This is a genomic window from Sphingobacterium multivorum, from assembly GCF_900457465.1.
GTDB lineage: Bacteria > Bacteroidota > Bacteroidia > Sphingobacteriales > Sphingobacteriaceae > Sphingobacterium > Sphingobacterium multivorum.
Window position 1 is genome coordinate 63,250 of the sequence record NZ_UAUU01000006.1, and the last position, 14,593, is coordinate 77,842.

Here is a 14,593-nt window from a genome sequence, read left to right on the forward strand (position 1 = left end):
TGCCGGTAAACTCTCTTGTTTTTCAATAGGATAAAAATATCTGTAAGGAACCAAATAGATAAAACCATTGATTATAATGCATTTAGGTCGTCAAAAAAGAAGCAACTAGATAACAGACCTACAAAAAACAGTAGAAAAATAAAAAAGAGGCTTTGTTTATCCAAAAAAGTACTATCTTAGCGACACCAAATAAAGCAGGGGCATTAGCTCATTTGGCTAGAGCGCTTCGCTGGCAGTGAAGAGGTGATCAGTTCGAATCTGATATGCTCCACAAAAAAAAGGGTACTTAAGTACCCTTTTCTTATTTTTAATCGGCCAATTTTGACAGCAAATTCTTATTTATAAGAGTTTACAGATTTAGAAATTTTCCAGGTTCCGTTTTCTTTAACCAGAGTGATCAGATCTGTTTTAGCAAAACCATCAAATTGCATCGTAACTTTCGCAATGGCATAATCAGGTAATTCTTCAACGATCTGCGTTGTTGTTCTGCAGTTCATCTTAATTCCTTTTTGTTTTTTCAAAAATTCAATCATCTCATGACGGCTATGTTTCAAATCTTGTTTACCACAAATCTTTTGATCAAAATCAGCTGTAAAAAGCTTGTCTAAATTAGCTACTTGACCTTCGGTCATTGCACCAACGTATTCATCGATGGCTAAATCAGCAGTAATTAAATTGCGTTCTTCTGGCTTAACTGAAGCCATCGAGCAAGTAGAGATTGCAATCATTGCCGCTGCTACAAATGTTTTTACTAAAGTTTTCATATCTTTTTCAATTTTATAATGTATTAGTATATTTTCTTATTTTATTGTCGCTTACTATATAAATTTGTTGCGTACTTTTTTTATTTATTTTCTGATTCAAAGTTAAGACAACTCATATATTGATTTCATTACATTTAGATTAACATTACATTAAAATCGGTAAATGCTATTTTTTTCTAGGCGAATGAAATTTCCAATCAATTCGCTGTATAGCCAAAACGTGACAGAATAAATAAATTATTGGTTTGAATATTGTTATTCTGTCTATTTCCTGCTAGATTGCATTCTTTCATGACACACTACGATAGCGTATATTTTTTTTATATTAAATGTTCTATTTTGATGGTTTTACTTGTACTTGGCGACACTGTATATGCACAACGTCCTGTCAATGAAATAGAAACCACCAAACATCTCGCCGATACAAGTAGACAACGGGACCTGATTGATATTGGAAAAGAAATATTAAATATCAAGCCCCCCCAAACAGTCGATAGTACAGGAAAGAAAATCTATTTTTCCTTTTTACCGTTTTCGACAAATGTTCCGGGAGGAGGACACGCCTTAATTACAAGTACCACAGCAGGATTTTATTTAGGAGATCGTTCCGATACCTATATGTCCAAGATGACATTTACCCCTTACACAAATTTTGGTAAACGATTTGGCCTGCCAATACGTTCTTACATCTGGTTAAAAGAGAATACATGGGTGATCGATGGCGATATCCGACTATTAAAATACCCGCACGAAACTTGGGGAATTGGCAAAGAGCATCATGGCGATCAGCAGATTAATTTAGACTACACCTACTTTCGTTTATACCAACACGCATTAAAAAGAATTCATGGGGGACTTTTTATGGGAATCGGTTATGATTTAGATTATAGAATGAATATTAAGTCTACGAGCAACACCAAGCTCGAAGACTACACGTCCTACCCTTATGGAACAGATTTAAAAGACAATACCATGTCTTCAGGAGTAAGCTTCAATTTAATTTACGATACACGGGCCAATTCGATCAATACTTGGTCGGGTAACTATGCCAATTTACAGTTCCGTATAAATCCGACATTTTTAGGTAGTGATCAGAATTGGAAATCGCTATTTCTTGAAGTTAGACGATACCATAGGCTCACCCAAGACCGAAACCGACAAAATATGATTGCCATAAGGAGTTTCTTCTGGACCGTATTTAATAGTAAAGCACCCTATCTCGATCTTCCTAATTTGGGATGGGATCCATACAATAGTTCGGGAAGAGGCTTTCCAGTCAGCCGTTTTCGTAGCAAATCACTTTATTACTTAGAAACGGAATATCGTCGCGATATCACTCAAAACGGCTTATTTGGATTCGTAGCATTTATGAATTTTACGACATTAAATGGACCAAAGAATTCCATGTTCGAGGACTGGAACGTCGGCACTGGTGCAGGTGCGCGAATTAAGTTTAACAAAAACTCCGGCACCAACATCGGCATCGACTATGGTATCAGTAAGAATCACCGCGGTGTTAGACTCACCTTGGGTGAGGTATTTTAATTACTAACTCAAATGATAGCGCTGATTTTTAAACTCCATTGAAGCATAATACTGATATTTCCTATTATCCAAGGGATAATCCCAACAGCCCATACGGTGGTAGATTTCACCACCAAATCCTGTTTTGAAACGATAAAGACCATATAAAGGATGTGAAGGATCTGCCTGTGGTGATACCCCAAAAAAATCATATTCTGTACAACCTTTTTCTTTCGCAAGCTGCATCGCGCGCCATTGCAAAGCATAGGTCGCCATATAATTACGATTTTCGGAAGCAGAAGCTCCATATAGATAAGTCCCCCGATTTGCCGCAATCACCAAAAACATAGCGGCCAAAGGCTGGTTATCCACTTCAGCCACTAAAAGATAGACATCTGCGGGAGATAATGTATCACTTGCCCTTGCAGAAAGAACGATCTTAAAATAACTGATATCATGTAAGAAAAAGTTGTTTCGTAGAGCTGTCTGCCTATAAAGCTCATACCAAATCTCCAAACTTTCAAGTCCCAGCGAACGCACACGTACTCCTTTTCGCTCTGCTAAATTGATATTATATCTCGTCTTAGATTTCATATTTCCAAGCAACATATCCTCCCCCTTTCTAAGATCCATAAAAATCGTATTTGAAGGGAGTATGTCTGTATTGGCTTTATGAAAGTTCCAGTTTTCTGTATTAAAATTAAAACGCATTTCTTGAATACGTTTCTCCGGCACACCTAGCCAATTACCATGAAGATCATAACAATCATCCTCTTTAGCCCAATGTGATTCCCAAGATAGATCATAGCGTATCATTATACAATTTGGCGGCAGATGGGAACGTAAACTCTCCGATAACTGTTCTAAAAAATAGCCCTGGTTTTCATCTGAAGGCTCAATCTCAGGTCCATAAGGTACATAGGCTATGCTATGTTCCTGATCTATGGCTTGCATAATAATTAATAGATCACCGATAAAATAGGTATCGTCTTCGACTCCTACATAGAGGTCAGATTGTTTTGATTTAAAATTAAATGCCTTGGATTGTACCCCCTGCATTTTTTTTACGGCAGACCAATAAGCCGTTTGTTGAATAATACCTGTTTTATAAAGTCCACTGATTTCTTTGTCACTAATGTCTGCTATCATGTTAATTTACTATTGAATAGGGATGTTTTTTAAAGGATAGTCACAAAATAACTCCAATTTTAACACCAAAAAACGGCAAACATAGCCAAAATGTTTGGTTAAGCGGACATGCATTTGTCACTTTGTTGTTAATTTCAAGAAATAGAGAAAAACAGCCCTTTAAAGTAGCGTTTTTACATTATTTAACGCTATAATATCCGTATCTGAATTGTTATTTTGGCCTAAAATTTAAGATATTTGTAGCTCAACAATTCAAACACGATGGACAATAAAGCGATCTCAAAAATTTTCAAATTATGTAGCCAATTGATGGAGCTTCACAACGAAAATCCTTTTCGAACAAAATCCATTGCAAGTGCTTCTTTTAAGTTAGACAAGCTACCTTTCCGTATTGAAGAGGCCAGTCTCGAAGAATTGAGTGCACAACCTGGAATAGGAAAAAGCACGGCTGAAAAAGCCAAAGAGGTCGCAGCCACAGGAACATTTAAAGAGCTTGAGGAGCTTATTGAAAACACACCGTCCGGTATTACTGAAATGTTAACTATTAAGGGCCTTGGCCCTAAAAAGATTCAAATTATCTGGAAAGAACTCGAGATTGAAAGTGTAGGCGAATTACTTTACGCCTGTAATGAAAATCGTCTCGTAGAGGCAAAAGGATTTGGTCTTAAAACGCAGGAAGACATCAAAAAATCCATTGAGTTTTCTATTTCCAACAAAGGATGGTTTTTATATGCGAAAGCGCTTCCGCTGGCAGAAAAATTTTTCAACGAATTGAAATTGCATTTTCCTTCTTCCCTACTGTCCTATACTGGAGATTTCAGAAGAAAATGCGAGGTTTTGAGTACCGTAGATCTTTTAATATCAGAGAGTATAGATAACGTAGAGAAAGTCCTTGATGGATTTACTTTAGTAGAAAAAACAGAAAATTCCATAGAACTGACCGATGAATTGGGGTTTACTTTCAAAGTATTCAGTAGTAATATCAATGATTTTTATCGCGACCTAATTCTTAGTACAGGATCCACTGCACACCTCGACCTCCTGTTTAATATTCTACCAGATCTCCCTTCACTTTCCAGTGAGGAAGCAATTTACCGCAACTTAGGTTTAGATTATATTGAGCCCGAATTGCGGGAGGGACTGAATGAAATAGCGCAGGCCCAAAATCATACATTGCCAAAACTGATTCAATACAAAGATCTCAGGGGAACACTCCACAATCACTCCACCTATAGTGACGGCGTACATAGCCTCGAGCAAATGGCCGTACATTGTAAAGATGTACTGGGGCTTGAATATTTGGGTATATGCGATCACTCGCGAACTGCAGTCTATGCCAACGGTCTCTCCATTGAGCGATTGGAACAACAATGGAATGAAATTGCTACACTAAATGAAAAACTGGCCCCATTCAAGATTTTCAGGGGAATTGAATCCGATATTTTAGGTGACGGTTCATTAGACTATCCCGATGAGGTATTGGCTAAGTTTGACTTCGTTGTTGCCTCTGTCCACTCCAATCTGAAAATGGACGAAGACAAAGCGACAACAAGACTAATCAAAGCGATCGAAAATCCGTATACAACAATCTTAGGCCATCCAACAGGAAGACTATTATTAAGTAGAGCCGGATATCCGTTAGATTTTAAACGAGTCATCGATGCTTGTGCGGCAAATGGCGTTGTCATTGAGATAAATGCAAATCCTTTACGATTAGATCTGGATTGGAGATGGCACCGTTATGCAGTGGAAAAAGGAGTTTTACTTTCCATCAATCCCGATGCCCATCGTACCGAGGGATTACACGATATGCAATATGGTGTATTGGTGGCGCAAAAGGGTGGTCTGCAAGCAAGTAACTGTTTGAATGCATACGCGCTAGATGCTATAACGAACTATTTTAATAAGAAATAAGAAGGCAAGGGAATGTCGAGTAAAACAAATGCTGTTCGCCTGTTGGACACAGCAAAAATAACTTATGAACTCAGAGCATATGAGGTTGACGAACAGGACGTCAGTGCTGCGCATGTCGCCGAAACCCTAGGTTTGTCGCCCGAGACCCTTTATAAAACCTTGGTATTAAAAGGTAACAAAGATCCATATATTGTCGCCGTAGTTCCCGGAAATGCACAACTCGACCTAAAAAAAATAGCGAAGGCCTCTGGGAATAAAAACTGCGAAATGCTCCCAATGAAAGACCTTTTAATGGTGACCGGCTATATTCGCGGTGGCTGTTCACCTATTGGCATGAAAAAACAGTTCCCAACCTTTATTGAAGAGGCCGCACAATTGGAGACAGCGATTTCGGTAAGCGCGGGAAAAAAGGGGCTTCAGATTATTTTAGCCCCAACAGACCTGGCGACGATCACAGATGCCCATTGGTCGGATCTTATCGACATCTAAATTACCTTTTACGCCCATATAATAAAATGCGCTTGAAAGGATATATCGCTGGAAATTTAGTAAATTGCTTTTTGATGCGTGTTTTAAATTCAGTTACAAATATAGACTTCTTATCTTCCTCCAACTGTTCCATGTAAGGGATCAAAGCAGACCCAGCGATAAAATTGTAAAGCATATCTGCATTAGCAGCAACGAGCGGATATACACGAAGAGAAAGGTTTAATTGATCCAGGCCATTATCAAATAACAATTGCGCATAAGTATCAATATCCAATACCGAAGAAGGTCTATTCCAGCCCCTTAAATAGGATCGATAGGGTTCTTCCGTCGCCAATTCAAATAAAATTTTATTGAGTATGTTTTCGGGCTGATAAGGCATTTGTATCGCCAATTGCCCACCAACATTAAGCTTAGAAATAATTTGAGGAAAAAGAACCTGATGATCTTCCAGCCATTGTAAAGCAGCATTACTGAATATAAGATCCCAGGTTTTTGGCTCTGCAAGGAAGGTCTCGACGGAACTTTGCCTAAATTTCAGACGTTCCGTTTCCAACTGATGGCTTTTGGAAAGCATTTCCGCAGAAGAATCTATCCCAAGAAAGGTCGCTTGAGAGAATTTTTCGCTTAAGATAGCTGTCTGTTCACCTGTACCGCAACCTAAATCGACGGCATGTTCCATTTTATCGGTAATAATTAGTTCAGATAAATCATAAAATGGTTTAAAACGGACATCTTTAAATTGATTGTATATATCTGGATTCCAAGGCATATATTTATTAATTAACACCCGTATAGGGCAATACTACATTTTCTATTTAAACAAGGTAAGAATTTCTGCGGGTTCAACTTTTCCAAAATATGTCGTCAAATCAATTGATTTCAGTAAGGTATCAATCTCTCCTACTTCATGCTTTTCACCAATCAATAAATTTTCAAGTTCATGAATTGATCGGGATGCAAAAAAATCACCGAAAATTTTAGCCCTTTCAATATAGCCTTTATGTACATCCAAATGCAACTCGATGAATCCTGCAGGGATCTTAATTGCTTTTTTAAAGTTATAATTTGGTGAAAAACCGAAGTTCCAATCCCATGTTTCATACTTCTCTTCAACCAATTTTTCTATATTTTTAATATCCAAAGCGGTAAACTCAATCATTTTGGCTGTCGGATTCTCAAATTTTATTTCTTCAATCAACAATTCCTTAAAATATCCAGTCGTAAAACCAGCAGGTAGATATTCAATTAAGTTTGTGACACGTGCGCGATTCGATTTTACCGCCTTATCTACAAACTTCAATGGATTGACCTTTAAAGCATCGCTTAATACCTGCATCTGCGAATCAATCAATATCGTACCATGTTGGATCATCTTCCCATTTTTTGCAAGCTTGGCATTTCCACTAAACTTCTTCCCATCTACCAGGAGGTCATTTCTTCCTTCTAATTTTGCAGGGATATCTAATTTGTTCAAAATAGTTACAATCGGCTTTGTAAAGGTTGAAAAATCCATAAAATCATGATCTCCCAATAAGGTATGAAAAGAAAAATTTAAGTTCCCAGCATCATGATAAACGGCACCACCCCCAGACATTCGTCGCACGACCTTAATCTGATGCTCGTTGACATAATCAAGATTGATTTCGGCCAGGGTATTCTGAAATTTACCCACGATAATTGAAGGGTCATTTACATAGAGTAAAAAAATATCCTCTTTAGGAAATTTACCCAATAAATATTCCTCTGAAGCGATGTTAAAATAGGCGTTGTGGGATGGAGAATCGATAATCAGCATATTTTTCTTTTTTCAAAAATAACAAGAATTTAATCCATGTAATTCATTTCAAATTCATAATTACTGAAAATCGCCATTACAATACTCCATCGGATTTCTACAACACAGTCTTCCTAAAGTCAACTCTCATCAACCTCGTTCCCTGAAAGCAACCCTCTCCGCTATTTTTTTTATAATAAGCGCCGAAAAATCCTCTTTTACAATTTCTTCTGTCTGGCATAATGCCCCCGGACTAAATACATTGATTTCCATAATACGATCTCCCACCACATCCAAACCGACAAAATACATTCCGTCTTGAACTAATTTATATCGGATCTTATCGACCATAACCAATAACTCCGGTGAAATAATGGCTGCTTGGGTCTTTGCGCCTTGATGCACATTGCTCCGAATCTCGTCCCCTTGTTGTACACGATGAACAGCAGCATATTTACCATTGATCGAAATAGGTTCTCCATTTAATAAAAAGAATCTGATATCACCGCGGGAAGCTTCCGGAAGATATTCCTGGCCAATCACATAACCATCCCGGGCGATAGCCTCTACCGTTTGCTTGAGGTTTTGCTGATTATCTTTATTGATTAAAAACACGTTTTTACCGCCGGAGCCCTTCAAGGGTTTTAAAATAATAAGTTTATTCTGTTGTTCAAAAAACTCAATGACATCGGTATAATTTCGGGTTACAATTGTTTTCGGTCGAATAGATTCATCAAATCCCTCAAGATACAACTTATTACTAGCCCGACTAAGGCTATCTGGATCATTGATAACCCATACACCTTTTTCTTTTAGGAGAGCGGCAAATTGTAGGGCCGATGCTGCAGCCCAAGGTCGGTTAACCATATCCAGGACTGGGTCAAATCGTAGCCAGACCACATCCATATCTTCCAAAATCATTTTAGTTTTTTCCGTTGTGCGCAATACCTCCATGAGTTGATTAGCAGAAGTAAGCATCTGATCAGGAAGTACTTTTCGTACATGGGCGGCAATATAGGCTGACTCATAGTAGAAATCGGCCAAGCCAATATAATAAATTTCATGCCCCATTTGATGGGCCTTCAACGCCAAAAGGGTCGTCGTGAAACGAGCAGTTTCTTTATGGGTTTGGTTGATCACGAATGCTATCTTCATATAAAATATCTGATTACTGAATCATTTGAAATATTCCATTACTTTTTTTGAGGTGTAACAAGGCATCCTTGTATGGATCCATTAGATACCTTGGGATTAGGGTCGGGGCTTTCAATACCCCCTTTAACATAAGCTCTTCTACGATTGGTATATAATCTTCGCGGATTTTACCCATCGTCAATAGGGATAGATCTCGTCCACTCTTGATATAATTGGTCAATTCGATTAAACCACTCAAGTATAATGCATCTTTGGTAAGCCCACCACTTCGATAGACCCTCATTGTCATTTGAAAAGCTGTTTCTGGCAAAAATTGATACTTGTCTACCAAGACGGAAAATGTATCAATAAATGAACCGCCTTGCTGCATCTGATGGACAGCGATAACTCGGCCTGCCAGAATACGTAGTCTATTATTTGTCAGGCCCCCTACCAAATATTCAGCAAGTACGGCGAGGCCTTCCTGAAGTTTTTCATAACCGGGAACTCCTAATCGAAAGAGACTGAACGGCTGTTGCTTGCCGTTATAGTACGTAACGATATGTGTACCGACCTCATGTTGAATCAGTGCCTTGACCCTATTCCGCGGCAAACTATACTGCTTACTTATATTGAGTACACCTTGATTGACCATCACACCATAAATATCATCCCGTAGCCTCACTGTGGTGCCAAAGCTTGGATCTTGGTTTTTCAGATAATCGAATTCTTCCTGGGCAAGCTTGGCAAATTCCTCGGCATAGACAATGTCCTCTTCTTTCGTTCTCGCTTCTCGATCCGTTGTTGTAATTGTCAAAATTGCTTGTGCCTTTTCTAGTAATTTTTCATTGACAGTACCAAAGACCTGCATGCTGCCCAACAAAAATCCTTCTTTTCCCCGCTCACTCAGCATGGTCATCATCTGATCAAGCTCCTTGCGTTTATCACGAAACAAATAAGCAATGGAAGGATCAAATAAATCTTCGATATGCAAGTTATAGAGGTTTCTCTTGATAATATCTGGATCAATGGGCATGGGTCTATATCGAAAAACAGGGGTTTTTCGGTAATTTCCTTTCTTGAATTGCTGCCAGGCATCATACGAATTTGTTGGCGTAACCAATAATAAAAAATCAAATCGTTGGCTTTCCCGTGCTAATTTCTGATCAATCTCCCAAGCTAAAGGAAGCATCTTTTTAGGCTGGCTTATTTTAAATGCCGTAGGTTTAGATAAGGTATGTATGCGAATGAATTCAAAGAATGTTTTCGACAGACTCCTGGATATGGCCTCACGGAAATGACGCAGATCAATCGGTAAAATTTGCTGATTTATCCCTAAAAGGTATTTCGGTTTTATCTCCAGCCCCATATAAAATATATTGGTGTTCAGGTTATCCAACTGTACGCTCGAAGGAGATAAACTTTGCGTTGCATTTGTTTTGGAATCTGTCAGTATTTCCACTTTGGAAATCGATTCTTCTGTGAGCAGTTGCTTGCCTAGATACTGAGCGATAGCCTGTACATTTTTCCGCGCAATATGAATTTGGATATCTTCCTCCTGTGCCGGATCTGCTGCCCAAGCTTCAATAATCAAACAAGCACCAAACTCTTCGACAAGTTGATTGAGGATTGGAGCGATCCATTCAGAAACATTCATCTGCGGATCTCTTACCCTAAAATAAGCTGGTTCTGATTTAACCAACTCTGCCAGCATAGGGTCTTGACTGAAAAACTGTCTGTATAAAAACAGATAAGGAACAACTTGATTAAAGACCAGTTTGTTTTTTGGGGGAATCTGTACGTGGAAAACCTCCTTATTTTTGATCATTTTTAAAATGCCAGCAAGTTGTTTCGCATTATCTTTCATAGGCAAAATAATTTTCCAGTGTTCCAATGCTGTGCAAGAGAAGTTGCTTATACTCTTGAAGCTTTTGCGGAAATACTTCTCCGGTCCATTCGTCCATGAAGTCTTTCCGAAATTCGATAGAAAAAATACAGCCCTTATCGCCAAACTTATCATTCAAATACGCAGAAAGGAATCCGCCTTTAAATTTCACATTCTCGCGTACGTCGTAAACTTGTCCATCTTTTCCAGTCTGTAGTACTTCCAATACCTGATCAGTCAGCATTCGCCATTTTTCGTGATTATGTTGTGTCCCAATGTTGATTTGAGGATCGGCTGCATTATTCACACTAGTTTGAGGTCCCCCGCGACGCATATTATAACTATGAATATCATACACGATAAAATAGCCATAACGATCAATCGTACGCTGAATCGCTTGGCTTATTTCCTCATACATGCTATCATAGGCAGCATACAGCTGATCTTTTAGTTCATTGGGTAGATCTGTTCGCCATACCTGTATCCCCCAAGATTGCTCAGGCAAAAGATAAATAGCATCTTCTCGTTTTCGATTAAGATCCAATTGAAACCTGGAAGTTCCAGATACAAATCGATTACAAGGTAATTCCGCCAAAATAGCTGTATAAGGATCCTCTTCGCGTAATCGTTCCTCTTCTGCAATATTCATGTAGGGCATCAAATGCGCATCGACCTGATGGCCATCATGAATGGCAAAAGCCCAAAATGGGCTATCGTCATTTTCAAATTGATAGCGATATGTTAAAGACATGTACCTTTTTTTTAAACAGTTTGCGTCAAATAGACAGCATGGATTGCTGCCCCTTTTGCTTAGATAAACGCTTATGAGCAATAAAAGGTTTGAAAATTAAATGGATTGTCCTGCAGAATTAGAGGCTCCCCTTCTTATCCGAAAAGCAGCTGTTAAAAATCGTTAAACAGCCAACGGATCCATTACATTGGCATCTTTCTTGAATATTGTTCAATAGTTTCATAAATTTAGGTTAATAATTTAGTTAGTTTATAAAAAACCTGTTAGTCCCCGCTAACAGGTTTTTTATTTCCCCTAAAAAGAAAACAAAATAAATAGTAGTACACTTTATTGAAATTCAACAGTAAATAGTCAAAAAATGTTAAAAATTAAAAAAATACACAATCAGCTGAAACATTTTTTGAACTTACTACGTTATATAGGTACTTTTCATAAATTTAGGTTAATAATTGGTTAGGAAGACTCCTGTTGCTCCCCGCTTCAGGAGTTTTTGTTTATCAACACGTTAAGACAAATACAAAACAAAAAAAAATCATTCAGAGCATCAGTTTTTGAAAACTGTACAACGAGTTTTTTTTAGTCTACGCTGTTTTGATCTCTCAACTAAACTTCAAAAAAATCGAATTTCAGGCAGAAATTTTAATAACAAAAAAATGACAATATGTTCATGCTAAGAAAATAAGTTTTGGCATAGGTATTGCACTGTTTAAAGCATTCATAAATTTAGGTTAATAATTGGTTAGTTAAAACACTTGAAGTTCCCCGCTTCAAGTGTTTTTTTTATAGTGTTGCGGCAAAAGCAAATTAGAATTTAGCCTCTTACGGTTAATTTCCGGCTTCTACCAACTGTTTTAATGCAATTTCGTATGCTCTCGATGAAATATGAGTCTTTTTAGAAGAAACCGACCTAATTTTCTTTAGTGCTTCAAAAATTACGCTGGAAACATCCGAAAAAATTGCATCATCACTGATTTCGATATTCCGTTGCATTAAATAAGCAAATACTCTCGCCATACCACAATTGGCAATAAAGTCTGGTATAACCGCAACATGCTGATCTGCGAATTCCATCACAGGACCATAAAATATCTCCTGATCTGCAAATGGTACATTGGCACCTGACGCGATCACCTCAAGCCCATGATTTATCAGCTGTTGGATCTGATCTTTTGACACTAAACGGGAGGCCGCAGCAGGCACAAAAATATCCGTTTCCAGACTCCATATTTCTTTCTGTATCTGATCGAAAGAAATCAAATCCGGAGAACAAAGCTCATTGCCTTTGCGTTCTAAAAGCAAACGGGTAATATCTTCCTCTCCAAATCCTTCCGGATTGATAAGTCCTCCGACGCGATCAATTATACCAACTATTTTTACACCAAGTTTAGACAGATAAAATGCCGCTGCGGCAGCAACATTACCCCAACCTTGAATTACCGCTCGCTTCCCAAAGCAATTTTCACCAAAAAGTTGATAATAATGACGAATTGACTCTGACACCCCATAACCCGTGATCATATCTGCCACTTTGTACTTACGCTTCAGATCCGGACTGTAGGAACTATCCTCCAATACTTTGGAGACCCCATAACGCAATTGCCCAATTTGATGAATACGGTTGCTTTCATTCACCTTAAAGTGACCATTCAAAATCCCTTCTTGAGGGTGCCATAGTCCATATTCTTCCGTTAACGGAATGACATCATGAATTTCATCGATATTCAGATCTCCACCGGTTCCATAGTAGTTTTTCAATAGCGGTGTGACAACTTTAAACCAACGTTCCAACACTTCATTTTTCCTTGGGTCGTGTGGATCGAAATCAATTCCAGATTTTGCGCCCCCTATTGCAGGTCCAGATACCGTAAATTTGACCTCCATTGTTTTTGCCAAAGATTCTACCTCATGCCTGTCCAATCCAGCCCGCATTCGGGTACCTCCGCCGGCGGCACCTCCACGTAAGGAATTAATAACAATCCATCCCCTGGCATCAGTTTCACTATCTTTCCATTCGAAAACAATTTCAGGGCTTTTATGCTCAAAAGCGCCCAATAATTCCTTCATCCCTTCCATACTGCTATAAGTTTCCTCGGCGTTCTTGTTCACGTTCAATTGCTTCAAAAAGAGCCTTAAAATTTCCTGCGCCAAAACTTTGTGCCCCCTTACGTTGGATGATTTCATAAAATAAAGTTGGTCTATCCTCTACCGGTTTTGTAAAAATTTGTAGCAAATAACCTTCTTCATCACGATCAACTAGAATGCCCAGTTCTTGGATGATCCGTATCTCTTCATCAATTTTTCCAACTCGCTCGGGCAACATATCGTAGTATGCTTCGGGAGGAGCACCCAAAAATTCTACTCCCCTTGCTTTAAGTTCCCGCACGGTTGCCACAATATCTTTGGTTGCCAGAGCCGCATGTTGTACACCTTCACCCTCATAAAACTCAAGGTATTCTTCTATCTGCGATTTTTTCTTTCCTTCGGCAGGCTCATTGATCGGAAACTTCACAAAGCCATTTCCGTTGCTCATCACTTTACTCATCAAAGCAGAATATTCTGTATTAATCTGCTTGTCATCAAAAGATAAAATATTGACAAAGCCCATTACATCCTGATACCATTTTACGGTATCATTCATCTTATTCCATCCGACATTACCTACGCAATGATCAACATAAAGCAGTCCGGTTTCCGTTGGATTGTAATCGCTTTCCCATTTTTCATATCCTGGCATAAATGGACCAGAATAATTGCGGCGTTCAACAAACATGTGAACTGTTTCGCCATAGGTATAAATGCCTGCTGTCCAAACTTCTCCATTTTCATCCTTCAGAAGTTGTGGTTCCTGATAGACTTTCGCTCCTCTATTTGTTGTTTCTTCAAATGATTTTCGTGCATCATCGACCCAAAGAGCCAATATTTTGACACCATCACCATGTTTTTTAACATGCGCTGTTATAGGATGGTCAGATTTCAATGCCGTGGTAAGCACTAAACGTATTTTATTTTGTTTTAACACGCAGGATACACGGTCTCGAACACCTGTCTCCGGTCCGGCATACGCATCCGACTGGAATCCAAAAGCTGTTTTGTAATAATGTGCGGCCTGTTTGGCATTGCCAACATAAAATTCAATATAATCTGTGCCATTAATCGGTAGAAAATCTTGCGCTTGGGCAATTTTTTCTGCAAATGTATTTGCCATAATT

12 protein-coding genes and 1 tRNA gene are annotated in these 14,593 nt (G+C 38.5%); 4 read left to right on the forward strand and 9 right to left on the reverse strand.

Going from position 1 to position 14,593, the window contains the following annotated elements; translation table 11 throughout:
* The first annotated feature begins 197 nt into the window (after positions 1–197).
* Positions 198–271: transfer RNA gene (locus DTA23_RS08020), tRNA-Ala, on the forward strand.
* A gap of 64 nt (positions 272–335) precedes the next feature.
* Here the strand turns inward: DTA23_RS08020 and DTA23_RS08025 are convergent.
* Positions 336–764 carry a nuclear transport factor 2 family protein gene (locus DTA23_RS08025; protein WP_083663549.1) on the reverse strand — a complete coding sequence of 143 codons (429 nt, stop codon included), beginning with the start codon at positions 762–764 and terminating at the stop codon, positions 336–338.
* A gap of 342 nt (positions 765–1,106) precedes the next feature.
* Between DTA23_RS08025 and DTA23_RS08030 the strand changes: the two genes are divergently transcribed.
* Entirely contained in the window at positions 1,107–2,309 is a 1,203-nt protein-coding gene (locus DTA23_RS08030; RefSeq protein ID WP_239468903.1) for a BamA/TamA family outer membrane protein, read from the forward strand.
* 3 nt (positions 2,310–2,312) lie between these two features.
* On the opposite strand, the gene DTA23_RS08035 is transcribed toward DTA23_RS08030, so the two are convergent.
* A complete protein-coding gene (locus DTA23_RS08035; RefSeq protein ID WP_112374371.1) occupies positions 2,313–3,437 on the reverse strand; it encodes a lipid II:glycine glycyltransferase FemX in 1,125 nt (374 codons plus the stop codon).
* A gap of 261 nt (positions 3,438–3,698) precedes the next feature.
* Between DTA23_RS08035 and DTA23_RS08040 the strand changes: the two genes are divergently transcribed.
* The gene (locus tag DTA23_RS08040) at positions 3,699–5,351 is read left to right on the forward strand and encodes a DNA polymerase/3'-5' exonuclease PolX (RefSeq protein ID WP_112374372.1); all 1,653 of its coding nucleotides are present in this window, start codon (positions 3,699–3,701) and stop codon (positions 5,349–5,351) included.
* Positions 5,352–5,363: 12 nt separating this feature from the next.
* Positions 5,364–5,840 (forward strand): Cys-tRNA(Pro) deacylase, encoded by a 477-nt coding sequence (ybaK, locus tag DTA23_RS08045; protein ID WP_112374373.1) that lies wholly within the window; start codon positions 5,364–5,366, stop codon positions 5,838–5,840.
* A gap of 1 nt (position 5,841) precedes the next feature.
* Here the strand turns inward: ybaK and DTA23_RS08050 are convergent, their stop codons facing one another.
* From DTA23_RS08050 to hppD, 7 genes are all read right to left on the reverse strand, one after another.
* A complete protein-coding gene (locus DTA23_RS08050; RefSeq protein ID WP_112374374.1) occupies positions 5,842–6,609 on the reverse strand; it encodes a methyltransferase domain-containing protein in 768 nt (255 codons plus the stop codon).
* A 42-nt stretch (positions 6,610–6,651) separates the two neighbouring features.
* On the reverse strand, positions 6,652–7,635 hold the full coding sequence (gene lplA / locus DTA23_RS08055; protein ID WP_112374375.1) for a lipoate--protein ligase: 984 nt from the start codon (positions 7,633–7,635) through the stop codon (positions 6,652–6,654).
* Positions 7,636–7,764: 129 nt separating this feature from the next.
* Complete coding sequence (locus DTA23_RS08060) at positions 7,765–8,769, reverse strand: ATP-grasp domain-containing protein (RefSeq protein WP_112374376.1); 1,005 nt, start codon at positions 8,767–8,769, stop codon at positions 7,765–7,767.
* Positions 8,770–8,782: 13 nt separating this feature from the next.
* Entirely contained in the window at positions 8,783–10,615 is a 1,833-nt protein-coding gene (locus DTA23_RS08065; RefSeq protein WP_112374377.1) for a peptidase MATCAP family protein, read from the reverse strand.
* Positions 10,605–11,384: an N-formylglutamate amidohydrolase gene (locus DTA23_RS08070; RefSeq protein WP_112374378.1), complete on the reverse strand. Its 780-nt coding sequence runs from the start codon at positions 11,382–11,384 to the stop codon at positions 10,605–10,607. Before DTA23_RS08070 ends, DTA23_RS08065 begins: the two co-directional genes overlap by 11 nt.
* 825 nt (positions 11,385–12,209) lie before the next feature.
* Positions 12,210–13,490 carry a Glu/Leu/Phe/Val dehydrogenase dimerization domain-containing protein gene (locus DTA23_RS08075; protein ID WP_239468715.1) on the reverse strand — a complete coding sequence of 427 codons (1,281 nt, stop codon included), beginning with the start codon at positions 13,488–13,490 and terminating at the stop codon, positions 12,210–12,212.
* Entirely contained in the window at positions 13,462–14,589 is a 1,128-nt protein-coding gene (hppD, locus tag DTA23_RS08080; protein ID WP_112374379.1) for a 4-hydroxyphenylpyruvate dioxygenase, read from the reverse strand. Before hppD ends, DTA23_RS08075 begins: the two co-directional genes overlap by 29 nt.
* Positions 14,590–14,593: the final 4 nt, after the last annotated feature.